15 protein-coding genes are annotated in these 23,615 nt (G+C 65.2%); 8 read left to right on the top strand and 7 right to left on the bottom strand.

What is annotated here, in order from left to right; all coding sequences use genetic code 11:
• Window positions 1-366: 366 nt before the first annotated feature.
• Together ahpC and AC1AYN_RS05780 are read left to right on the top strand one after the other, a co-directional pair.
• On the top strand, window positions 367-930 hold the full coding sequence (gene ahpC / locus AC1AYN_RS05785; RefSeq protein WP_476532524.1) for an alkyl hydroperoxide reductase subunit C: 564 nt from the start codon (window positions 367-369) through the stop codon (window positions 928-930).
• Between the two features lie 237 nt (window positions 931-1,167).
• The gene (locus tag AC1AYN_RS05780; protein WP_476532523.1) at window positions 1,168-3,159 is read left to right on the top strand and encodes an FAD-dependent oxidoreductase; all 1,992 of its coding nucleotides are present in this window, start codon (window positions 1,168-1,170) and stop codon (window positions 3,157-3,159) included.
• A 189-nt stretch (window positions 3,160-3,348) separates the two neighbouring features.
• Here AC1AYN_RS05780 and AC1AYN_RS05775 read toward each other — a convergent pair whose 3' ends face one another.
• Entirely contained in the window at window positions 3,349-4,665 is a 1,317-nt protein-coding gene (locus AC1AYN_RS05775; RefSeq protein WP_476532522.1) for an OFA family MFS transporter, read from the bottom strand.
• An 802-nt stretch (window positions 4,666-5,467) separates the two neighbouring features.
• The gene (locus AC1AYN_RS05770) at window positions 5,468-8,224 is read right to left on the bottom strand and encodes a phosphoenolpyruvate carboxylase (RefSeq protein WP_476532521.1); all 2,757 of its coding nucleotides are present in this window, start codon (window positions 8,222-8,224) and stop codon (window positions 5,468-5,470) included.
• Between the two features lie 423 nt (window positions 8,225-8,647).
• Between AC1AYN_RS05770 and AC1AYN_RS05765 the strand changes: the two genes are divergently transcribed.
• A complete protein-coding gene (locus AC1AYN_RS05765; protein WP_476532593.1) occupies window positions 8,648-10,498 on the top strand; it encodes a threonine/serine exporter family protein in 1,851 nt (616 codons plus the stop codon).
• Between the two features lie 341 nt (window positions 10,499-10,839).
• Entirely contained in the window at window positions 10,840-12,516 is a 1,677-nt protein-coding gene (locus tag AC1AYN_RS05760) for a sodium/proline symporter (protein ID WP_476532520.1), read from the top strand.
• Window positions 12,517-12,763: 247 nt separating this feature from the next.
• Here the strand turns inward: AC1AYN_RS05760 and AC1AYN_RS05755 are convergent, their stop codons facing one another.
• On the bottom strand, window positions 12,764-14,278 hold the full coding sequence (locus tag AC1AYN_RS05755) for an amidohydrolase (protein WP_476532592.1): 1,515 nt from the start codon (window positions 14,276-14,278) through the stop codon (window positions 12,764-12,766).
• Window positions 14,279-14,511: 233 nt separating this feature from the next.
• Here AC1AYN_RS05755 and AC1AYN_RS05750 point away from each other — a divergent pair, with 233 nt between their 5' ends.
• Complete coding sequence (locus tag AC1AYN_RS05750; RefSeq protein WP_476532519.1) at window positions 14,512-15,528, top strand: hypothetical protein; 1,017 nt, start codon at window positions 14,512-14,514, stop codon at window positions 15,526-15,528.
• A gap of 466 nt (window positions 15,529-15,994) precedes the next feature.
• On the opposite strand, the gene trpS is transcribed toward AC1AYN_RS05750, so the two are convergent.
• On the bottom strand, window positions 15,995-17,122 hold the full coding sequence (gene trpS, locus AC1AYN_RS05745; protein WP_476532518.1) for a tryptophan--tRNA ligase: 1,128 nt from the start codon (window positions 17,120-17,122) through the stop codon (window positions 15,995-15,997).
• 185 nt (window positions 17,123-17,307) lie between these two features.
• On the opposite strand from trpS, the gene AC1AYN_RS05740 reads away from it, so the two are divergent.
• Window positions 17,308-17,715 carry a DUF3073 domain-containing protein gene (locus AC1AYN_RS05740; protein ID WP_476532517.1) on the top strand — a complete coding sequence of 136 codons (408 nt, stop codon included), beginning with the start codon at window positions 17,308-17,310 and terminating at the stop codon, window positions 17,713-17,715.
• 15 nt (window positions 17,716-17,730) lie between these two features.
• Here the strand turns inward: AC1AYN_RS05740 and AC1AYN_RS05735 are convergent, their stop codons facing one another.
• Entirely contained in the window at window positions 17,731-18,201 is a 471-nt protein-coding gene (locus tag AC1AYN_RS05735; protein WP_476532516.1) for a sterol carrier family protein, read from the bottom strand.
• 304 nt (window positions 18,202-18,505) lie between these two features.
• On the opposite strand from AC1AYN_RS05735, the gene AC1AYN_RS05730 reads away from it, so the two are divergent.
• Window positions 18,506-20,950, top strand: coding sequence for a glycogen/starch/alpha-glucan phosphorylase (locus tag AC1AYN_RS05730; protein ID WP_476532515.1), 2,445 nt, complete (start codon window positions 18,506-18,508; stop codon window positions 20,948-20,950).
• A 261-nt stretch (window positions 20,951-21,211) separates the two neighbouring features.
• Here the strand turns inward: AC1AYN_RS05730 and AC1AYN_RS05725 are convergent, their stop codons facing one another.
• Window positions 21,212-21,451 (bottom strand): hypothetical protein, encoded by a 240-nt coding sequence (locus AC1AYN_RS05725; RefSeq protein WP_476532514.1) that lies wholly within the window; start codon window positions 21,449-21,451, stop codon window positions 21,212-21,214.
• Window positions 21,452-21,583: 132 nt separating this feature from the next.
• Here AC1AYN_RS05725 and AC1AYN_RS05720 point away from each other — a divergent pair, with 132 nt between their 5' ends.
• Complete coding sequence (locus AC1AYN_RS05720; protein ID WP_476532513.1) at window positions 21,584-22,291, top strand: rhomboid family intramembrane serine protease; 708 nt, start codon at window positions 21,584-21,586, stop codon at window positions 22,289-22,291.
• A gap of 783 nt (window positions 22,292-23,074) precedes the next feature.
• On the opposite strand, the gene crgA is transcribed toward AC1AYN_RS05720, so the two are convergent.
• Window positions 23,075-23,542, bottom strand: a complete 468-nt coding sequence (crgA, locus tag AC1AYN_RS05715; protein ID WP_476502241.1) for a cell division protein CrgA — start codon at window positions 23,540-23,542, stop codon at window positions 23,075-23,077.
• Between the last annotated feature and the right edge of the window lie 73 nt (window positions 23,543-23,615).

The following is a 23,615-nucleotide window of genomic DNA, read 5'->3' as shown; positions in this document are numbered from 1 at the left end:
TTGGAAAACCAAGGTTTTCGGCGGATGCGGAAGCCCGGAGACGGGGGTTCTTGCCGGGGTATGCCCACAGGTTGCAGGTGGAATCATGCAGGTTCGGGTCGGAACCGTGCAAGTAGATACATGAATCATGTAGTTTCCATGCCGAACCGTGCAGGTCGCGGTCGGAACCGTGCAGGTTCGCGTCCGGTTTGCGCCAAGACCGTCCTCGCCGCTTGGCCCCCAATCCCATTCCCGGTGTGATGTTGTTCATACATCGCTCTGCGCGAGCCGCGGGATCGGGGGCGGGGGTTCCGGGATACGATGGACGAGGTTGCACAGATCGCGGGACGCCGCGCGAATCCCACGCGGGTCCGGAAAGGAACGACGATGACTCTTCTGCAGCATGAAATCACCGACTTCAAGGTCCAGGCCTTCCAGAACGGCGAGTTCAAGGAGGTGACCAAGGACGACGTGCTCGGCCACTGGTCCGTGTTCTTCTTCTACCCGGCCGACTTCACCTTCGTGTGCCCGACCGAGCTCGAGGATCTCGCCAACAAGTACGACGAGTTCAAGAAGATCGGCTGCGAGATCTACTCCGTGTCCTGCGACACCCACTTCGTGCACAAGGCGTGGCATGACGCCAGCGAGAAGATCGCGAAGATCCAGTACCCGATGCTCGCCGACCCGACCGCCCTGCTCGCCCGCGACCTCGACACCTACAACGAGACCGACGGCATGGCCGAGCGCGGCGACTTCATCGTGAACCCGGAGGGCAAGGTCGTGGCCTACGAGGTCACCTCCTCCAACGTCGGCCGCAACGCCGACGAGCTGCTGCGCCGCGTTCAGGCCTCCCAGTTCGTCTACGAGCACGGCGACCAGGTCTGCCCGGCCAACTGGACCCCGGGCGAGGAGACCATCGAGCCGAGCCTCGACCTCGTCGGCCAGCTGTGATCCGTATCGCCTAGACGATAGGCGACTCGCAACGTGGCCCCCTCTGCGAGGGAGCTGTCAGCGAAGCTGACTGGGGGGAGAGCGCGAGCGGAACGCAACATCCGCATTTTCCCTCCCCCACCCGGCTGCGCCGGGAGCCCCCTCGTCAGAGGGGGCTTGTTGCTATTCATCCCCATCCACCTCACCCGCTTTGCGGGAGCCCCCGCCGGCGGGGGCGAACGTACGCAAGGAGCTTTCATGACGCAACAATCCACCCAGAACGCCACCCAGAACACCGACGACCTCTACGACGTCGTCGTCATCGGCGGCGGTCCCGCCGGCCTCACCGCCGGCCTGTACCTCGCCCGCGCCCGCTACCGCGTGCTCGTGCTCGAGAAGGACGATTTCGGCGGCCAGATCACCATCACCAACGAGGTCGTGAACTACCCGGGCGTGGGCCGCACGACCGGCCGCGCGCTTACCCAGACCATGAAGAGCCAAGCCAAGGATTTCGGTGCCGAATTCCTCTCCGCCGAAGCGACCGGCCTCGACGTCGAGGGCGACGTCAAGACCGTGCACACCACGCGCGGCGACCTCAAGACCTTCGGCATCCTCATCGCCACCGGCGCCTCCCCGCGCAAGCTCGGCTTCGAGGGCGAGCGCGAGTACGCGGGCCGCGGCGTCGCCTACTGCGCCACCTGCGACGGCGAGTTCTTCACCGGCAAGGAGGTGCTCGTGGTCGGCGGCGGATTCGCCGCGGCCGAGGAATCCGTCTTCCTCACCAAGTACGCGAGCAAGGTCACCGTGCTCGTGCGCGAGGACGATTTCACCTGCGACGCGTCGGTCGCCGCCGAAGCGAAGAACAATCCGAAGATCGACGTGCGCTACGGCGTCGAACTCAAGGGCGTCACCGCCGGTCAGGGCGGCCTGCGCGAGGCGACGATCGCCGATCGCGACTCCGGCGAGACCGAAACGTGGAAGCCGGCCGACGGCGGCACGTTCGGCGTGTTCGTGTTCGCTGGCTACGTGCCTGCCACCGATCTGGTGAAGGGAGTCGTCGAGCTCGACGATCACGGCTACGTCGTCACGCACGATTATCTCGAAACGTCCGTGCCGGGCGTGTACGCGGCCGGCGATCTGCGCGTGAAGAACCTGCGTCAGGTGGTCACCGCGACCGCCGACGGCGCGATCGCGGCCGTCGAGCTGGAACGGTACGCGAAGTCGGTGAGCGAGCGGACCGGCCTCGTCCCGCCGCGGCCGACCGCCTCCGCCTACGAGAAGGCGGAGGCGCAGGCCGCGACGTTGGCCGCGTCGGGCGCCGGTGCCGCAGGCACGTCGCCCGCGCCGGCGCCCGTCAAGCGCAGCGCCGACGCGGCCGCCGCGAAGGCCGCGTCGCAGCGCAAACCGGGCGAGCTGTTCTCCGCCGCGATCAAGCAGCAGCTCGGCGTCGTGTTCGGTCGCATGGCGCGCCCGGTCACGCTCGCGTTGGAACTCGACGACACCCCGCTTTCCGCGGAATTGCAGGGATTCATCGGCGAGATGGTCGCGCTGTCCGGCGGCAAACTGAATTCGGTGGCCGTGGACGCGTCCGGGGTGATCACGGCGGTGGATGGTGCGTCGGCGCCGACCGGTCTGGTCGTCGGCGAGCCGTTGGAGATCGTCGCCTCGGCTGGCGGTGATGGTGATGGTTCCGGTGATGCCGGCGATTCCGGTGCTGTGCTGCCGGTGTATGGCACGCTCGACGATTCCGGTCGTGCCGAGTTCGACCCGGCCGGCGTGATGCCGGTCGCCCGTCCGGCCGTGCGCATCTGCGTGGCCGGTGACGGTGACGGTGATGGCGATGGTGACGGGGCTCGGCTCGTTTTCACCGGTCTCGCCTTCCATGGCGTGCCGTCCGGCCACGAGTTCAACTCGTTCGTGCTGGGCCTGTACAACGCGGCGGGCCCCGGCCAGCCGCTCGACGACGACTTGCGTGCGCGGGCCGCGGCGATCGATGCGCCGACCGACGTGATGATTCTCGTGTCGCTCACCTGCACGATGTGCCCGGAGACGGTGCTCGCCTCGCAGCGCATCGCCTCGCTGAATCCGCTCGTGCGCGCCGAGGCCTACGACGTCTCGCACTTCCCGGAGCTGCGCGACCAGTACGGCGCGATGAGCGTGCCCTGCATCGTCATCGACAAGGGCGGCGAACAGAAGGTCGAGTTCGGCAAGAAGAACATCGCCCAGATGCTCGATCTGCTGGGCGCCTGACGCACCCATTTCCCAACCTTCCCACTCCTAACCCCAGCCACCCCAACTCCCATGGTGCGGTAACGCGATTTCGCGGATTGGCGGAATAACGCCGTTTTGCGTGACCGCACCATGAGGGTTTTACCGCACCATGGGAGTGATGGTGGGGGTGAGGTGTGGGGTGTGAGGATGGTGGGGAGCGATGGTGGGTCAGGCGGCCTTGCCGATTGCGGGGGTGGGCGCCGGGGTCGGGACCGCGGAGTCCGCCGCGGCACGCTTGCCGGAGGCCTTGACCAGGGTGACGCTCACCAGCGCCACCGCGTACAGTGTGGTGAGCACCGGAATCAGCGCGGCGTAGCGATGCGCCTGATCCGGCGCGTGCGTCACCACGAACGAAGCCAGCTGGTTGCCGGACAGGCCGGCGAACGCCCACGCGCTAAGGGTGAGTCCGTGCGTGGTGGAAACGGTCTTCGTGCCGAAATGCTGGTCGAGCAGCACCGGCAGCGTGGAGAATCCGCCGCCGTAACCCGCGTTGACGAGGAACAGCATGGCGAGCACGGCCCACAGCAGGGCGTTGCCGATGCTGTCGAGCACGGTCTGCAGCAGGCAGACCGCGATCGACATGACGAACAGCACCTGATACACGCTCTCACGGCGCTTCAGGTGGTCGGAGAGCGTGGAGAAGCCGATGCGGCCGACCGTATTGAACACGGAGTCGACGGCCAGTACCAGACCGATGACGCCCGCGGATGCCGCGGCGAACGCGCTCGGACTCAGCGAGGAGTACCGGGGGAGCGCGGCCAGCACGTCGTGCAGGATGTCCTTCTCCTGGCTGATGAGCGCCAGACCGCAGGTGATGTTGAGGTAGAACGCGATCCAGATGCCCCAGAACACGGGCTTGCCGAGAATCGAACGGCGGCTCACATGCGAGGTGACCGGATCGTACGTCCAGCCGGCCGGACGGCGGATGAGCAGGAATCCGACGAACATCATCACCGCGTAGACCGCGGCCAGCACGTAGAACATGGGCACCAGGCCGATCGTGCCGATCAGGACCTCCATCAGCGGGCTGCCGATTGCCTTGGCGAGGCCGAATCCGGCGACCGCGATGCCCGTGGCGAGGCCCTTGTTGTCCGCGAACCAGAGCATCAGGTTCTTGACCGGCGTCAGATAGCCGACGCCGAGTCCCACACCCATGATCGCGCCGTAACAGATGAACACGCCCGGCAGGAAGCCCAACGCGATGCTCACGCCCGTACCGGCGAATCCGGCCACGAAGCAAATCATCGAGACGAGCGCCGACTTGCGGATGTCCTTCTCCACCATCGGCCCGGCGAATGCGGCGGACATGCCGAGGAAGAAGATGGCGAGCGAGAACGCCCATTCCACAGAAGCGGGGGCGACGTGCATCTGGTCGGCGATCAGCTGCTTGAACACGCTCCAGCAGTAGACGGTGCCGATCGGGATGTGGATGAGCAGCGCGGGCGCGATTGCGCTGGTCCAACGATTCGCGGTGAGCCTTGCCATGCGCGGGATTCCTTTCGTAGCGGGATACGATGGCCTGCCGGCATGCGCAGAGGGAGATTGGTCGCCGAGCCGTTCCGTGTGGAACGGTCATGCGAAACGATTGTGCACGCTGATCGTGCGATGATGCGGGATCCGCATGCCATAGGTCGTATGGCGTGCACGATGATTCCGCATCATGCGCATCGCGGATACCCGATAATCAACCGAACATCCCCGATGTGTGTTTCGCCGGCGTTCTTGCCCCCTGTCGACGCCGACAAAGAGCACTATAACGGGGATTCATACCGTGGCTCGCTGAAGGGCGGTGACGGACGGCGTGAGATTGTTCACACGCTTTCGCGGGGGTGGACGTGTCGGGGCCCGGATATCCATCTGGCTTACGAGGGGTGGTTGAACTGGTGATTTCCGGGTATGGAGGTTGATATCGGGCCGTACATACTCGGGATATGCGGGATTGGGCACCCCTTGTAGCGGAGATACGCGTAGGGGATGGGCGGGATGTACCCCTCGTAACGGAGATGCAGGGAAATCGAGGCCGGGGAGTGATGAGGCGGAGGTTGGAAGGGCCGGACGACGGGGGTGGACTCGCCTTCGGCGAGACTGTGCTGATTCGCGGCTTCGCCGCGGCGGCGGGAAAAGGAAAGCCTCCGCTCGGTCGCGGAGGCTTGCTGTATTGCGGGGTGTTCGCGCGCGCGAAGCGCATGAGCGCGAACACCCCGCTACGTTTCGGGCTGGAGAAGCCCACCGGGCTTCTCCAGCGTGTGTGGCGCGGCCTGCGCCGCGCCACACACGACCCGAAACGTCAGCCCGTGTTCTGCAGGCCGGCGGCGACGCCCGAAACGGTGCAGAGGATGAGATAGATGAACTCGGCCTGCTGGCTCTTCGAGAGCTCTTCCTTGTCCACCTTCTTACGCAGCGAACGCAGCGCGAGCACCTGGGTGACGGACAGCGCGTCCACGTAGGGGGAGCGGATTCGGATGGCCTGGCCGAGCACGTGGCGGTGCTGGAGCGGCCACTTGTCGCCGACGATGGCGAGCACCCACTTGCGGGTGAGCTCCATCTCGTGCATGACCTTCTCCGGCAGATCGGTGCGGTCGTCCAGCGCCAGGTACATCTTCGCGATGCGCTCGTCGGTCTTGGCGAGCGACATCTCGATGTTGTCGATGAACGTGGAGAACAGCGGCCACTCCTCGTAGGCCTGGCGCATCGTCTCCAGATCGCCGAACTTCTCGCACGCGGTGCCGAGGCCGTACCAGGCGGCCAGGTTGATGCGGGCCTGGGCCCAGGAGAAGATCCACGGGATCGTGCGCAGGTCGTCGAGCGACTTCGCGCCGAGGCCGCGCTTGGCCGGGCGGGAGCCGATCGGCAGCAGGCCGATCTCGGTCAGCGGCGTCACGGTGGAGAACCACTGCGCGAAATCGGGCGTGTGCAGCAGGTCGAGGAAGCGGTTGTGCGCCGCCTCGTCGAGCTCGTGCGCCATCTCCGCGTACTTGACGGTCATGTCCGTGTTGCGCTTCTCGACGCTCGGCGCGGACTGGAGCAGGGTCGCCGCCGCGACGGACTCGACGTGGCGGATGGCCAGCACCGGGTTGCCGTAGCGAGCGAAGATGACCTCGCCCTGTTCGGTGAGCTTGAAGCGGCACTTGACGGAACCGACCGGCTGGGCGAGCACCGCGCGGTTGGCGGGGCCGCCGCCACGACCGACGGCGCCGCCGCGGCCATGGAACAGGGTCAGGTCGATGTCGTGCGACTTCGCCCACTTGGCGATGCGCTCCTGCGCGGAGTGCAGGGCCAGCGTCGCGGAGGTCGGGCCGGCGTCCTTCGAGGAGTCGGAGTAGCCGAGCATGACCTCGAGCTTGTTGCCGGTGGCCTTGAGGCGAGCCTGCACTTCGGGGATCTTGATCATGTCCTCGAGCACGTCCACCGAGTTCTGGAGATCCTCGAGCTGCTCGAACAGCGGGATCACGTCGATGGTCGGCACGTCCTCCGGATGCGCGAAGGCGAGACGGTTCAGCTCGTAGACGTCCTTGATGTTCTGGGCGCTCTTCGTGAACGAGATGATGTAGCGGCGGGCGGCCTTCGTGCCGTTGCGCTTCTGGATGGAGCCGAGGGCGCGGAAGGTGTCGAGCACCTCCTGGGTCATCGGCTGCAGGTCGCCGCGCTCGCCGTGCAGGCCGTGCTCGCGGATGTCCGCGAGGGCGCGCGAATGCACGACGGAGTGCTGGCGGAACTCCATCTCGACCATGTGGAAGCCGAAGGTCTCGGCCTGCCAGATGAGGTCCTGCAGCGGGCCGTAGGCGGAGCGCTTGGCACCCGCGTCGGCCAGCGACTTCTGGACCGTCTTCAGGTCGGCGATGAAATCGTCGCACGTGTGGTACATGAGGTCGGCGTCGCGCTCGATCGTGTAGTGCAGGCGATCGGCGATCACCAGCATGACGGCGCGGTGCAGCTCCTTGGTGGAGATCAGCGCGGCCTTGTCGGTGAGACGCTCGCTCATCTCCTTCTGGTGGCTCCACAGCATCTTGAGCTCGGCGCTCGGCGGCGTGGTCTCGGCCTCCATCGTGAGGTTCTTGCCGACGGTGCGGGTGGCCTCCTCGAGGGCGGCGAGCACGTGGTCGGAGAACTTGCGGGCCACCTGGCGGCTCACCTTGGCGGTGACGTTCGGGTTGCCGTCGCGGTCGGAGCCGATCCAGCTGCCCGGGTGGAAGAACGCGGGGCAGACGGGCTCGACGAGTCCGGCCTTGTCGCCCAGCACCCAGTCGTCGAAACGACGGTAGACCTGCGGGATCGTGTGGAACAGCGTGTTGTCGAAGATGTCGAGGATCGTGTCCGCCTCCTCGACCGGGGTCGGCTTCTTCAGCGCGATCGGCGAGGTGCGGAACAGCGCGTCGATCTCGTTGTAGAGGCGGCGGCTGTTCTCCTTCTTGTCCGAGCCGCCGAGCGTCTTGTGCGCGGTGAGCAGTTCGGAGATGCGGCGGATTTTGCCTTCGACGGCCTTGCGGCGGGCCTCGGTCGGGTGCGCGGTGAACACCGGGTGGAACTCGAGTCGGTCGAGCAGTTCCTTCGCCTTCGCCGGGCCCATCTCGTTGATGAGCTGGTGGTAGGCGACGGTAAGCTCGTTGATCGGGTCCACGGCGCTGTCCTCGGTCACCTTGGCCTCACGCGCGTGCAGCACGGAGACGCGGTAGTCCTCCTCGCACAGGTTCGCGAGGTGGAAGTAGGTGGCGAACGCGCGGGCCAGCAGCTGGGCGTCGTGGAGCTTCATCTTGTCGATGACGTCCACGGCCTTCTTCAGTCCGTCGTGATCCGGGTCGGGATCGACCATGACGCCTTCGAAGTGTTCGGCGCTGGCCTCGACCGCGTACTGGCGCACTTCGTCGAAAGTGGCGAGCAGTTCGGGATCGAACTCGCCGAGCACGTCGCGCAGAATGCGCAGACACAGATCCATATCGCTGGCGAGTGATTCAGGCAGCTGACGCTCTTCGGGACCCTTGGTTCCGGTGCCGGTCGAGACTATCGTCGCGTCGGCGGGCGTGATCTGCTGATCGTTATCTGTCATCAGACCTCCTTCTGCCGCGTTGAGGGTTGCTCGGTCTGCCGATCGTCCATGGCTCCTCCATGGTTGTTGAGATCGGCCGTTGCGAGCCCACAGCCCTGCGCAGCGTTTGGTTGTGGTCGCCATTGTAGCCACGGGTAATCGCCGTTTACGTTACGAATCCCATTTTTCGCGCGGAATTGTGGGTGGATTTCGTGCGTTTGTCGAATCGTGACGCCGAAATGTCCGGTATGTGGGCAAAAAGATGGTCTCCGATGATTGCGGGGAGACTGCGCGGTAGTAATGGACACCGTGAGTGAGAGCCAAGAACAGAGCCAGCATCAGGACGGCGAGCCGCCGGTCCGGGGGCATACCGACATCAGAAACAGCCATGAGCACGGCGCGATCGCCGTCCAGCATTTCCACACCCACTCCATCCCGTTGGATATGGAGGACATCGAACGCGATTGGGACAAGCCCATCGCCGAGGCGGGCATCGCCGCGAAGGCCAGCGTGATCGTGCGCGTCGGCCTGCTCGACCTGTCGGCCGGCACCGGATCGTTCCGCGTGCGCGAGATGATGCATCGCATCGCGTACCCGCTCGGCGTGCACGTGCGCGCCGACGTCAACCTCACCGACATCGAGGCCGCGTGCACGGACGGCAAGGACCGCATCACCGAGGTCATCGACCTGCCGAGCACCGGCGTGAACACCGAACGCATCTGGCTGCTCGAGCATTTCGCCGACTGGTTCAGCGTGAACCTCGGCGAGGAGAGCATGTACCACGTGCAGCCCGAGGTCTCGCAGGGCCTCATGCAGCATCTCGACGCGAAGGACGCCTCGCAGGTCTCCGCCGACCTCTCCAAACAGCTGCGCAAGGAGGAGAAGGAGGAGAAGCGCGAGGAACGCGCCGCCTCCCGCCCCGGTCAGGACGCCGTGCTCGACGCGCTGGAGGAGGCCAACCGCCACAGCGATCCCGGCGACCCGCGCGCCCACCAGCTGCACGTGCACGAGGACGACTGGTCTCAGTCCGCGATGACCCAGTCGCTCGCCGCGCGCGCCGCCGACGAACAGGCCCGTGAAGCGGAACAGGAAGCGGAGCAGGAGGCGGCACATGCGGCCGAGGTGCGAGGCGTGGACGCGCCGGACGCGATGGAATCGGACTTCCCCGACCACGTCGCCGGCGGCACCGAGAAACCGGCCCAACGTCGCCGTCCCAAGGCCGTGAAGGCCGCGAACCGCAAGCCGCCGAAGGAATACGCCGAACACTTCGACGATCCCGCATCCGCGGCGAACGGCAACGGCGGCCGCGGCATCACCGTGCGGCAGGCGCACCACCGTCTCGACATGATCGAGCATCGCAAGCCGCTCTACTCGCCCGCCTTCGCCGGACTCGCCTCCGCGATCGCCTGCGCGTCCTTCGTGTTCCTGCTCGGCGGCGGCCCGTACGACATGGTCGGCGCGTTCTTCGGCGCCGGACTCGGCCACTGGCTGCGCCGCCGCCTGTTCAAGCATCACCTCAACCAGTTCTTCGTCACGTTCGTGTGCGTCGCGCTCGCCGCGCTCGTCTGCACCGGCACGCTGCGCCTCATCGGCCTGTTCGACCCGATCGCCCTGCAGCACGACACCGCGTACATCGGCGCGATGCTGTTCGTCATCCCCGGATTCCCGCTCATCACCAGCGGCCTCGACATGGCGAAGATCGACTTCCCATCCGGCATCCAACGCCTCACGTACTTCCTGTGCATCGTGCTGATGGCCACGCTCGCCGGCTGGATGGTCGCCTCGATCGTGCACCTCAATCCGACCGGATTCGAGCCGCTCGGCCTCAACGTGTGGGTGAACGGTGCGCTGCGATTCGTGTTCGCGTTCCTCGGGGTCTGGGGCTTCTCCGTGATGTTCAACTCGCCGCAGCGCATGTGCTTCGTCGCCGCGATCATCGGCGCCATCACCGATACGCTGCGCCTCGAGATCGTCGACATGGGCGTGCCGGCCGAGGCGGGCGCGTTCATCGGCGCCCTCCTCGCCGGCCTGCTTGCCACCGCATGGCGCTCGTCCGTGCGCAAGGGCTGGCTCGCGCCGCACTTCGGCTACCCGCGCATCTGCCTGACCGTGCCGTCGATCGTGATCATGGTGCCCGGCCTGTACATGTACCAGGCCATGTTCCACCTCGGCTCGTTCGACACATTGACCGCGCTCGACTGGGCGTTCAAGGCGTTCATGGTGATCATCTGTCTGCCGATCGGCCTCGCGATGGCCCGCGTCATCACCGACAAGTCCTGGCGCTACGACATCTGATTTCCTTCGCTCGGCCCCCTCGCCGCGTTCCTCCTGTCCGGCCCCCTCTGACGAGGGGGCTGTCCGCGATAGCGGACTGGGGGAGAGATAGCTGGAATGTCACGTTCGCGATATCTCTCCCCCACCCGGCTCCGCCGGGAGCCCCCTCGTCAGAGGGAGCCTTTTTCATAGGTGTTTCGCTCAGCATGCGAGACGTATTCGTGGGATTGTCCGCACTTTCGGGGAAGGTCGGCGAAAGCATTAGGAATTCCCAGAGAGAGAAACCCCACGGCCCTCGCGCGCAGGCGTCACGCGTCTGCGCGGCGTGCGGAGTCGTGGATATTTCGGATAAGGCGGTTAGCGTGGCGAACGATTTCTGGATTCTGCTGGCCATGGTCATCTACTTCGCGGCCATGCTGTCCATCGGATTCATCTACTCCAAGCGGTCCAACTCCTCCTCCAAGGAGTACTTCGCGGGCGGCCGCGGCGTCGGGCCGTGGCTGACCGCGCTGTCCGCCGAAGCCTCCGACATGTCCGGCTGGCTGCTCATGGGCCTGCCCGGCCTCGCCTACTTCACCGGCGCCGCCGACCCGCTGTGGACCGCGCTCGGCCTCGCCATCGGCACCTACCTCAACTGGAAGATCGTCGCCCGCCGACTGCGCCGCTACTCGGTCGTCGCCGGCGACGCGATCACCATCCCCGACTTCTTCGCCAAGCGCTTCCACGACACGAAGGGCGTCATCTCGACGATCTCCGCGATCATCATCCTCGTCTTCTTCTGCGTGTACGTGGGTAGCTGCTTCGTGACCGTCGGCAAACTGTTCAGCGCCCTGTTCGGCTTCGACTACCACCTGATGATGGTGCTCGGCGCGCTCGTCGTGTTCGTGTACACGATCGTCGGCGGCTACTTGTCCGTCGTGATGACCGACTTCATCCAGGGCCTGCTCATGTTCTTCGCGCTCGCCGTCGTGTTCGTCGGCACGGTCGCCTCCGCCGGCGGCATCGGCGAGACCGTCGCGTTCCTGCGCGCGATCCCCGGCTTCCTTTCCGGCACGCAGGTCGCCTCGCCGACGCTCGATCCCGAGACCGGCAAGCAGATCGTCGAAGCCGGCAAGGCCGTGTTCGGCGCTCCGACCGATTACGGCATCATCACGATCGTCTCGATGCTCGCGTGGGGTCTCGGCTACTTCGGCATGCCGCAGGTGCTCGTGCGCTTCCTGTCGATCCGCGACGCCGAGGAGGTGCGCAAGTCGCGTATCATCGCCACCTCCTGGTGCGTGCTGTCGCTCGCCAGCGCCGTGTGCATCGGCCTCGTCGGCCGTGCGATGATGCCGACGCACCTGCTCACCGGCACCGATGCGGAAACCATCTTCATCGTGCTCGCGCAGACTCTGCTGCCGAGCTTCGTGTGCGGCGTGGTCGTCTCCGGCATCTTCGCCGCGTCGATGAGCTCCAGCTCCTCGTACATGATCATCGGCGCCTCCGCGATGGGCGAGAACATCTTCCGCGGCCTGTTCCACAAGAAGGCCACCGACCGCCAGGTGATGATCGTCGCGCGCATCACGTTGGTCCTCATGTTCCTGTTCGGCTGCCTCGTCGCCTACGACCAGAACTCCTCGATCTTCCAGGTCGTCTCCTACGCGTGGGCCGGCCTCGGCGCCTCGTTCGGCCCGCTCATGCTGTGCGCGCTGTACTGGCGCCGCGCGAACAAGGTGGGCGCCGTCGCCGGCATGGTCTCCGGCACCGCCACCGTGTTCATCTGGCATAATCTCATCAAGCCGTTGGGCGGCGTGTTCGCGATCTACGAGCTGCTGCCCGCGTTCCTCGTCTCGTTGCTGTGCATCGTCGTGTTCTCGCTCGTCACCGAGAAGCCGAACGACCGGATGCTCTATGAGTTCGACCACTACATGGACGACCCGCTTCCCGGCACTCTCCCCTCCGGCTCCGTCCTCGTCGACGAGCCAATGGAGGCCATGGCCGAAGAGGTGAGTGGACAGCACGGTGTGCTGTCCACCGACTCGGCCGGAGAGAGGCGATAGCCGAGCGACGGCAGGAAACCGCCTCGCCGCAGGCGAGTCGTTCAGTCACCGGCAAGTAGCCTCGGCCCTTTCGGCCCCCTCTGACGAGGGGGCTCCCGGCGTAGCCGGGTGGGGGAGAGATATCGTCGACGTTACGTTCCGGCTATCTCTCCCCCAGTCTCACTGCGTTCGACAGCCCCCTCGTCAGAGGGGGCCAAGAAATCAGGTGCCTACTTCCCTCGTCAGAGGGAGGCAAGGCTGAACCCCCTCAATACGTCCGTCGTCCGGCGAGGAACGTCATCGCGACGTGGGTTCGCATCGCGCGCATCGCTTCCGGCGTCTCCATCGCGTACGGATCGGCGTCCAACAGCACGAAATCCGCATCATCGCCGGAACGCAGGTACCCGCGACCGACCTCAGTGGACGCCGCGAGCGCGACGCGCAGCGGCAGACGCTGCTCCGGCTGGAACGGTTCGCGTGCGGAACTCTCCGTCGCGAACACGGCCGCCGAAATCGCCATCCACGGATCGAGCGGCGCGACCGGCGCATCGGAGCCCAGACGCAGCCGCGTGCCCGCCGTGTGCAGCGAACGGAACGCGTACGGGACGCCGGCCGGATTCGCCCAGAACCGGTCGATCACGTCGCGGTCGTCCATCGCATGCTGCGGCTGGACGCTCGCCTCGAGGCCGAGCGCGGCCAGACGCGGGATGTCCTCGCGGCGCAGCATCTGCGCATGCTCGATCGACCCGCGTGCGTGCGTGAGTTCCGCCGCGTCGAGCACGATCGCGTTCGCCTCGTCGCCGATCGCGTGGCAGGCGATACGGAAGCCATGCTCGGTGGCGAGGCGCATGTAGCGCGCAATCTGGCTCGGCGTATAGCTGAGCGTGCCGTACGTGGCCGGTGTGATGCCCGAATACGGCGTGGAACAGTAAGCGGAACGCGTGTTGAGCGAGCCGTCGGAGATGAGCTTCATCGCGCCGACCTCGCCGAGCCCGCGGCTGCCGGGCAGCGGCTTGCCGGTATGCCAGCCGGCGCGGATCGCGGCTTCCATCCGTTCCGGGTAGACGCCCGCCTTCACGCGCAGTCCGTCGATGCCGGCGGTGAAGCGCGCGATCCACGTATCGATGTTCTCCGCCATCTCGTAGTCGCGGATTCCGGTGACGCCTTTGCTTGCGGCGTCCTTCTCCGCCTCACGCAGCAACCGGTCGGTCTCCTCGGCTGCGCCCGGTGCCTTGTCGAATTTCGTGTACGCGTCGAACCATTCGAGCTCGCCGACGAGCCCGGTCTTCGCGTCCGCGTGCACGCCGAGCCGGCGGGCCGCCGCCGAATTCACCCATCCGCAGTGCATGTCCGCGCTCGACAACGCCACCGGCTGCTCGCCGGCCACCGCGTCGATCGCGGCGAGCGTGGGCTGTGCGTCGTCGGCCCACAGCGAGTGGCGGAACCGCATGCCCACCACGAACGTGTCCGGGTCGAGCGTGCCGGCCGCGCGACGAGCGTCGAGATGCGCGCGCAGCAGCGCCATCGCCTCGGCGGCGGATTTCGCGTCGATGAGGTCGAGGCGGCCGAGCGTCTTCGACCATTGCGTGAAATGCGTATGGCAGTCGACGAGTCCCGGGATGACCCACAGGTCGGATGCGTCGATGGTCGCGTCGGTGTCCGGCCGTGCGACGGCGTGGCCGGCGGCCGTGATCTTCCCGTCGCGGACGACGAGGTCCACGCGCTCGTCGCTGCCGGGGACGCGTGCGTTGAGGATGTTCAGCGATGTGCTCATGACAGCCATCATGCCACCGGAGTGTGAGCGCGCACACCCGTTATCCGACCCATGGGCACGCAATGAGATGAACCATCGCAAGGGCGGATCGCTTCCCGTCATCCACCGGGTTCTCCACGATCGTCAACCGGTCGGACGGGGCAATGGTCGGGAAGCGGGGGCGCCGCATAGACTGGAGGCTCCGCGGGCACGACGGCGTGCTGGAAGTCGTCGGGAATCCGTTGAGCGGGAAGGTGACGGTGATGAGTGAATCGATGGCCTTGGCGGCATTGACCGAACTGAAGTACCGAAGGATGAGGGATTGCGCCGATCTGCAGAAGCGCAGCGGCTGGCGTCCACCCTATGCGTTGACAACGGCGTTGGAGCTCGAATCGATCGAGATGCCGCGGCTGCCGGCTGGCTGCGCAAGACTCAAACGGCGCATCATGGTCGCCGTGCCCCATGCGAATCGGAAATACCGGCTCGACGGCGTCGCCGCGGTGGTCTGGCGGTTCCCGTTGGACACGGTGCTCGTCGACCGGCGTTTCCCATGCGTATCACCGGCCTGCACGTGGGCGATGTTCGCCGCTTACCTGGATCTGGAGGAGCTGATCGTGCTCGCCGATTCGATGATGCGCCGCGACCGTCGTCTCCGCCGGACGATGATGGAGGAGCTGATCGCCTATCTGGATGGTGCCCGGTCATACGCGCAGGCCATGGCGGAGGAAGGCGGCAGCGGACGTCTGTTCCGGGGATACGCGAACTGCAGGCGTGCGCTGCGGTTGGCAAGAAGCGGCACGGACTCCTCGATGGAGACCCGGACGAGGCTGGTGATGCCGCGGTACGGCTTGGATACCCCTCATGTGAATTACCCCGTATCCATCAAGGGACGTTCGATATATCTCGATCTCGCCTACCCCGAGTTCAAGATCTGCATCGAATATGAGGGAGCGCATCATGCGGGGCAGTGGCTCAACGATATGACGAGGCGACAGCTGATCGAGGACGCCGGATGGAGGTACGTGCAGGTGACCAAATTGGACATCGGGGATGCGGATGATGAGGAGCGGCTTGCCGAAAGGGTCGCGAGGCATATGCGGGAGGTCACCGGCAAGACCATCCGTCTGACGAGGCGCAAAACCATCATGCAGATCTGCGATGCCAGATCGATGCGTCGGAAGCCGCTGTACGAGCGTCTGGGATTCCGCCCGCTGATGCCCATCGAGCCCGACGATGCCGCGTATGGCGGCGGGACCGACGAGTTGGAGGCCATCGCGTAGCCGTAACCCGTACGGTCGGAGTCCGTATGACCGTAATCCGTACGGCCGTCGTTCTGTACTGCCGGTGGCGTATCGGCGTATCTCCATTCGAAGGGGTACTCCAGTGGCCGTCCGGACACCTATCTTCGTTGCGAGGGGTGCCGCACCGGTGCCAATCCACGTCGAATACGCCCAAAAACCTCCGATATAGAAGGGTGCGAGCGAAGGCGATACCCCTCGGAACGGAGATAGCCTCCCGGCCGCCACGTAATGTACCCCTCGTAGCTGGGTTAGGCGACCGCCTCCGTCCTAGGCGGCCGTCTCCGTCTCGCAATCGTCACGCATCCGTCGCGTGCTCGTCATGCACCCAGCTCACTGTGGTCCTTGCCCCAGTCGTTCGTCCATCCGCGGCTCAATAGCATGGGACCCCGCTCGAAGCGGGGTCCCATGCGGCTTGCCGTGCTCGTTCGCGTCTGCGATCCGCGGCTCAGTATTTCATGCCCATCGCTTCGCGCACCTCGTCGAGGGTGGCGTTGGCGATCTCGTTGGCGCGCTCGTTGCCGTCGTGCAGCACGTCGCGGATGTAGTCCATGTCCTTGGCGAGCTCTTCGCGGCGCTCGCGGTGCGGGGCGAGGAACTCGTTCACGGATTCGATGACGTACGCCTTGAGAGCGCCGGCGCCGGCGGAGCCGATCTCGGCGGCGATGTCCTTCGGGTCTCGGCCGGTGACGAGGCCCGCGGTGGTGAGCAGCGCGGAGACCTCCGGGCGGTTGACCGGGTCGAAGGTGATGGTGCGCTCGGCATCGGTCTTGCTCTTCTTGATGAGCTTCGCGGTCTCGGCCGCGGTGGCGCCCAGCATGATCGAGTTGCCGTAGGACTTGCTCATCTTGCGGCCGTCGAGACCCGGGATCTCCGGGGCGTCGGACAGGATCGCGGCCGGCTCCGGGAACACCGGGTGCTTCTTCGCGTAGCGCTCGTTGAAGCGGCGGGCGATCGTGCGCGTGATCTCGATGTGCGGCAGGTTGTCCTTGCCGATCGGCACGACGTTCGCCTTGCAGAAGAGGATGTCGCACGCCTGGTGCACCGGGTAGGTGAGCAGCAGGCCGGTCAGCGCGTGGCCGGAGGCCTCCATCTCCGACTTGACGGTCGGGTTGCGGTGCAGCTCGGCCTCGGTGACGAGGGAGAGGAACGGCAGCAGCAGCTGGTTCTCGGCCGGCACGGCGGAGTGCGCGTAGATCATCGTCTTCTTCGGGTCGATGCCGGCGGCCATGTAGTCGAGCACGAGGTTGAGGACGTTGTCCTGGATGTGCTCGGTGGTGTCGCGGTCGGTGATCACCTGGTAGTCGGCGATGATGATGTTCGAGTGCACGCCCTTGTTCTGCATGGCCACGCGCTCGCGGATGGAGCCGAAGTAGTGGCCGAGGTGCAGGCGGCCGGTCGGGCGGTCGCCGGTGAGCATCGTGAACTTGCCCGGGTCGGCCTCGAGCTTGGCGAGCGTCGCGTCGGAGCGCTTCTTCGCCGCCAGGAAGCTCGCGCTCATCTCGTTGCCGGCCGCCGTGACCTGCGGTTCGGTGGTCTGCGCCTGCGTGGTCTGCGCCTGCGTTTCGTCCGTCATGCTCATCGTCCTTTGATTGATGGAGGCAGCCCGATCGGGCGCGTGTCGCCGTCGCGGGTTGTGTCAAAACCGTGCAAAATATCGCTTTTATCGTAAAAGCGCGAGCCGACAAGCCCGCATCGGAAAACAAGTGGTACTCTTCTTAGTTGATGAATCGATAGCAAGCATTATTTTCAGGGGGTCACATGGGCCGCGGACGTCAGAAAGCCAAGCAGCAGAAAATTGCCCGTAAGCTCAAATATCTGACAACCGACACCGATTACGACGAGCTTGCCAAGGAGTTGAGCGGCCAGGAGCCAGGCACCGGTTCGGTCGACCCGTTCGCCGATCTCGACGATCATTACGATGACCACTATGCGGACGTCGCTTCGGGCGATTCCGCCCGCGACGCGGATGACGCCGCCGGCAAGTCCGCCGCCCCCGCCGAGGACGACCTCGACGAGTACGCCAAGTGGGCCGCCGAGGCCGCCGCGAAGGCGACCAGCGGCGAATTCCCGAAGACGTCGGCCAAGCCGGCCGCGCCGAAGCCGATGGCTCCGCACAAGCCGATCCCGATGCCCGTCCCCAGCGCCCTCAAGCCCAAGAAGGCCTGAGCGCAGGGTCTGAGCTCACGCCTCCAGCGGCAGCAGCCATCCCAGATCGTCCCGTTCGCCGACCGCGCTAATGCGGCCGGCGTCCTTTTCCTCCGCCCACGTGGTCACGCCGGTCGCGACGCGCAGCCACACGTCCGGGTCGAGTTCGACCACGTCCGGCGGCGTGAGATTGTGCGGATCGGATTCCGGCCCGTCGAGGATCTTCACCGCGCCCCACGGTGCCACACGCACCTCCACGCCCGGCCCGGGGGCCTTGCGTTCCAGCAGGAACAGCGAGTAGCGCACGGCCATCGCCATCGTGGGCCGCGCCAGTCGCGGCGCGATCGCCAGCCTCGCGTCGCGCGTCGCGGCGGCGTCCCCCGCCGCGCGCGCATCCGCATTGTCGGCGGCGACGCCCGCCTCCCGCATCATCGCGGTCGCCGCGTCGCGCCACTCGTCGAACGCGCGTCGTCCGCGCGCCATATCCTTCTCCAGAATCACTGCCATACCGCCATTGTGCCGCGACCCCTGCCGCGCCGCCCGTGCGGCCGCGGCGGGGAGCGGCGATGGCGGATGATGTGACGCGACGATTGCGCGGGCTGCGTCCTTGCGCGTGACGACGCGTCGCGACGAACACGCGCGTCGCCGGTCTCGTTGGGGCTACGTAGTAGAGTGACGATTGTTGACCGATGAAAACGTATGCACGACGCCGTGCGAATGTAACGCACTGTTCATGTATGTGTTGGGGTGCGCCCCCGTGACGCGCCTTATGATGGTCAGGGAAGTCCCTCCCCGGAAGGAAAACGAGAATATGACCGAGATTACCGCTCCGAAATCTCCTGTCACGGCAGAGCAGTTCGCCGACGAGATTCGTGAACAACTGAAGTACACGCAGGGCGTCACCGTCGAGCAGGCCACCGCCGCCGACGTGTACGTCGCGGCCGCCAAGGCCGTTCGCAATCATCTGCAGGACGCCTGGTTCACCACCCAGGCCGACACCGTCAACGGCAGCACCAAGGCCGTCGGCTACCTGTCCGCCGAGTTCCTCATGGGCAAGCAGCTGGAGAACGCGCTGCTCAACGCCGGCCTGACCGACCAGTTCGACGCGGCCGTCGAGGCCCTCGGCTTCAAGCCGAAGGACATCGTCGACGCCGAGTACGAGCCGGGCCTCGGCAACGGCGGCCTCGGCCGTCTCGCCGCCTGCTTCATCGACTCCCTCGCCTCGCTGGGCGTGCCGGCCTTCGGCTACGGCATCCAGTACCGCTACGGCATCTTCAAGCAGCAGTTCGACAAGGACGGCAAGCAGGTCGAGACCCCGGACTACTGGCTCTCCAACGAGGAGCCGTGGGGCCACATCGACTACAACCGCGACCAGAAGGTCTCCTTCGGCGGCGAGGTCGTCGAGGAGAACGGCAAGAAGGTGTGGAAGCCGGCCTGGTCCGTGCGCGCCGTGCCGGTCGACTACCTGGTGCCCGGCTACAAGTCCCAGCGCGTGAACACGCTGCGCCTGTGGACCGCCCGCAGCTACGACGAGTTCGACCTGCTCGCCTTCAACCGCTCCGAGTACATGGAGGCCGTCGAGCCGAAGGTCAAGGCCGAGAACATCTCCAAGATCCTCTACCCGGAGGATTCCACCAAGGTCGGCAAGGAGCTGCGTCTCGAGCAGCAGTACTTCTTCGTCTCCGCCTCCCTGCACGACGCGATCCGCGTCTTCTACCCGGGCCAGGACAAGCCGGATCTGACCACCTTCCCGGACAAGATCACGTTCCAGCTCAACGACACCCACCCGGTGATCGGCATCCCCGAGCTCATGCGCATCCTCATCGACGAATACGACTACGACTGGGACACCGCGTGGTCCATCACGCAGAAGACCTTCAACTACACCTGCCACACGCTGCTGCCGGAGGCCCTCGAGGTCTGGCCGGCCAGCCTGATCGGCGAGCTGCTGCCGCGTCACCTCGAGATCATCGAGAAGATCAGCGACCAGTTCAAGGCCGAGCTCAAGGACAAGGGCGTGGCCGAGTCCACCATCAACGACATGGCGATCTACACCGGCGACGCCGTGCGCATGGCCTACCTCGCCACCTACGGCGGCTCCCACGTCAACGGCGTGGCCGAGCTGCACTCCCAGCTGCTCAAGGACGTCACGCTGAAGAACTTCTCCGACGCCTACCCGGACAAGTTCACCAACGTGACCAACGGCGTCACCCCGCGTCGCTTCATCAAGCTCGCCAACCCGGCGCTGTCCGACCTCATCACCGAGGGCCTCGGCACCGACAAGTGGCTGTCCGACCTTGAGCTGCTGCAGGGCCTCGTCCCGCTGGCCCAGGACGACGAGTTCGTCAAGAAGTTCGCCGCCGTCAAGCAGACCAACAAGCACGCCTTCGTCGGCTTCGCCAAGGACCACTACGGCATCGACATCGACGAGAACACCATGTTCAACACGATGGTCAAGCGCCTGCACGAGTACAAGCGCCAGAGCCTGAAGATCCTCGCCGTCATCTCCCGCTACGCCGGCATCAAGAACGGCACCATCAACGCCGACGACGTGCTGCCGCGCACCGTGTTCTTCGGCGCGAAGGCCGCCCCGGGCTACTACCTGGCCAAGATGACGATCCAGCTCATCAACAACGTTGCCCGCGTCGTCAACAACGATCCGGACGTCAAGGGCAAGCTGGCCGTCCACTTCCTGCCGAACTACAACATCGAGATGGCCCAGAACCTCATCCCGGCCACCGAACTCGACGAGCAGATCTCCCAGGCCGGCAAGGAGGCCTCCGGCACCGGCAACATGAAGTTCGCCCTCAACGGTGCGCTCACCGTCGGCACCCTCGACGGCGCGAACGTCGAGATTCGCGAACGCGTCGGCGCCGAGAACTTCTTCCTCTTCGGCATGAACGTCGACGAGGTCGAGTCCCTCTACGCGTCCGGCTACGATCCGGCCAAGTACTACGAGGCCGATCCGCGACTCAAGCAGGCCATCGACCTCGTCGCCGGCGGCACCTTCTCCGAGGGCGACCGCAACGCCTACGCGCCGCTCGTCTCCGACTGGCTGACCAAGGACTGGTTCATGACGCTCGCGGACTTCTCCTCCTACGCCAACATCCAGGCCCAGATCGAGGAGCTGTACACCCACCAGCTCGACTGGAACCGCAAGGCCATCCTCAACGTCGCGAACTCCGGCTTCTTCAGCTCGGACCGCTCCATCGAGGATTACCTCGAGCGAATCTGGAAGACCGGCCCCCTCGCCTGACCTTTTCCTTGGCTCCCCTTGCAGGGAGCTGGCCGCCGCAGGCGGACTGAGGGGTAGACAGCGCCGGAACGCAACGTGGTTCCGTCGCCGCCCCCAGGCCGCTTGCGCGGACAGCCTCCTCATCCGAGGGAGCCAGCTGGCCGGCGCAGGCCGATGAACGCGAAAGCCCCGCAACCTTCATCAGGTTGCGGGGCTTTTGCATTGCTCACGTGGTTCACAGGCGCGCGTCACGGCCGCACGCGCCCGCTCGAAGAAAAGAACTCAGGCCTCGGCAGCGGCTTCCGGAGCTTCCTCGGCGGGAGCCTCATCGGCCTCCTCGTCCTTGTCCTTGCCCTTGTTCAGGCCCAGATCGACCGGAGAGGAGCTGTTCTCCCACGGTTCCTCCCACGGATCGTAATCCGGGTTCTGCTGCTTGTAGATGTACAGGCCGACCAGACCTGCGAGCAACGCACCGAACAGCAGCGCAAAGAACTTCCAACCGTTCGAAGACTTGTTCTCCATGACGGCTCCTTTCCCATTCTCGTCGGCCTGTCCGTCCAAGCCAACCCTGCAACCCATCATAGGCGTGCTTATGTGTGGATTGGGTGGAACGACACCGGGATTCTCCCCGCCCGCTACGATGGCAGCATGCGTATGAGCTTCCCGACGAAACGGCAGATCCAGTACGAGTGGAGGAACGGCGGACCCGTCGTCACGTGGTCGATCATCGGCCTGTGCGTGGCCGTGTGGGTGGTCGAGATTCTGCTGCGTCTCGTCGCGCCCGCCGCGTTCCAGACGTTCGTCGGCGCGGGCATGGTGATGCCGCTGACGATGCTCGCCAAGCCGTGGACGATCCTCACGTCGATGTTCCTGCATGCGCCGAACCTCATGCACATCCTGTTCAACATGATCGCGCTCTGGTCCGTCGGCCCGGTGCTCGAACGGCTGATGGGCCATTGGCGCTTCCTCGCGCTCTATCTGATCTCCGGGTTCGGCGGCGCCGTCGGCATGCTCGTCTGGTCGCGCGTGACCGGCGACTGGATGACCGCCGCCTATGGCGCGTCCGGTGCGTTGTTCGGTTTGTTCGCGGCCGTGTTGATCGTGTACCGTCGCGTCGGCGAGGACATCCGTTCGATGATGATCTGGATGGCGGTCAACTTCCTGCTGCCGTTCGTGGTCGGCGGCATCGCATGGCAGGCGCACGTCGGCGGGTTCGTGGTCGGCGGCGTGCTCACCTGGCTGCTCGTCGCCGGTATTCCGGCGCTGCGGCGTCGCTCCTTCACCCAGCGCATGTGGCTTTACGGCGGTGTGATGGTCGTGCTCCTGATCGCGGTCATGCTGCTGTGCGCGCCGATGTGGTGAGCACGGTGATGCGGTGAGTGCGCCGATGTGGTGAGCACGGTGATGTGGTGAGCGGTGATTGTCTATCGGTGATTCCCGTATTCCCTATATGTGGATGATTCAGTGGGTAATCACACATATGTAGTTTTCCACAAATGTGGAAAAGAGTGTGGATAACTTGGGGATAACCAGTTGATAACCGGTGGACAACAGTGGATATATCCCGTGGGTAAGTCGCACAATCGTTGATTTTGCAACGATTGTGCGCTGTGGACAATGTGGGGCTGAAGTTATCCACAACGTTGCTTTCCACCGTGGATTACGCCGTTGTGGATGCGTGTGGACGCCGCACGGTGGATAACCTGTGGATTTCGGTGGATAACCAGTGGATAAGTTGTGCACAACTGTGGATAACCTGTGGATAACCCCGTGAACATCGTCCACAATCCCAGTATTTCCAATATCTGAGGTCCTGTGGATAACTGTGGACAACTTTCCACATCCGTTATCCACAGTCGTCCACCGCGGTGGGGGTCTCTCCCTCCGTCAGCCTGCGGCTGACACCTCCCTCGTCAGAGGGAGGCGAGTACCTCAGTCCCCAGTCCCTCGGCCCCGAACCCCCCTCAGTCCGGCGAAGCCGGACAACTCCCCCTGAAGGGGGCGCAGGGGAGTGGCTTGTGGACGGCGTATCGGGGCATATGCAGCTCCCCCTGAAGGGGGCGCGGAGATATGACGAAGGGGGATGTGGCCTACAGCCGCATCCCCCTTCGGGCACTAGCACGCTGGGCGCGCGTCGCTCTGCGCTCAGCGCCACCACATGGTCATGAGGAAGCCGATCATGATGATCACGAAGCCGATGAGCAGGTTCCAGGCACCAATGTTCGGAATCGGGTAGTTGCTGGTCAGGTAGTAGCAGACGACCCACACGAGGCCGATCACCATGAGGATGCAGAACAGCGGCACGAACCAGCGCGGGTTCGACTTGGTGCCCTTGATCGTCTCCTCGACGCGCTTCGTGTTCTCCTCCTGGCGGGCCATCATGCGCTTCATCTGCGGCGTCATGGCCGACTTGTCGGCGGTGGCGTTCAGAACGGCCTCGACCTGATCCATGTCCACGGTGAACCCGTTGTCGGTGGAATCATCGGAGGAATCGGACTTGGCCTTCGTGTCCGCCTTCGTGTCCGCAGTCGTTGCGGTCTCGGACTGCCAGTCCTTCTGGTCCTTCGCGTCGTTCTCGTTGAGCTCTTCGTCAGCCATCAGCGTAGTCTCCATTTCAATAGGCTAGGAGTCATAATAGTGGCTACACTCGAAAGCGGCGAACAATGCCCGCCATGACGTTCGCAAT

Source organism: Bifidobacterium sp. LH_413 (genome assembly GCF_056357015.1).
This window is presented reverse-complemented; position numbering and strand designations above follow the sequence as displayed.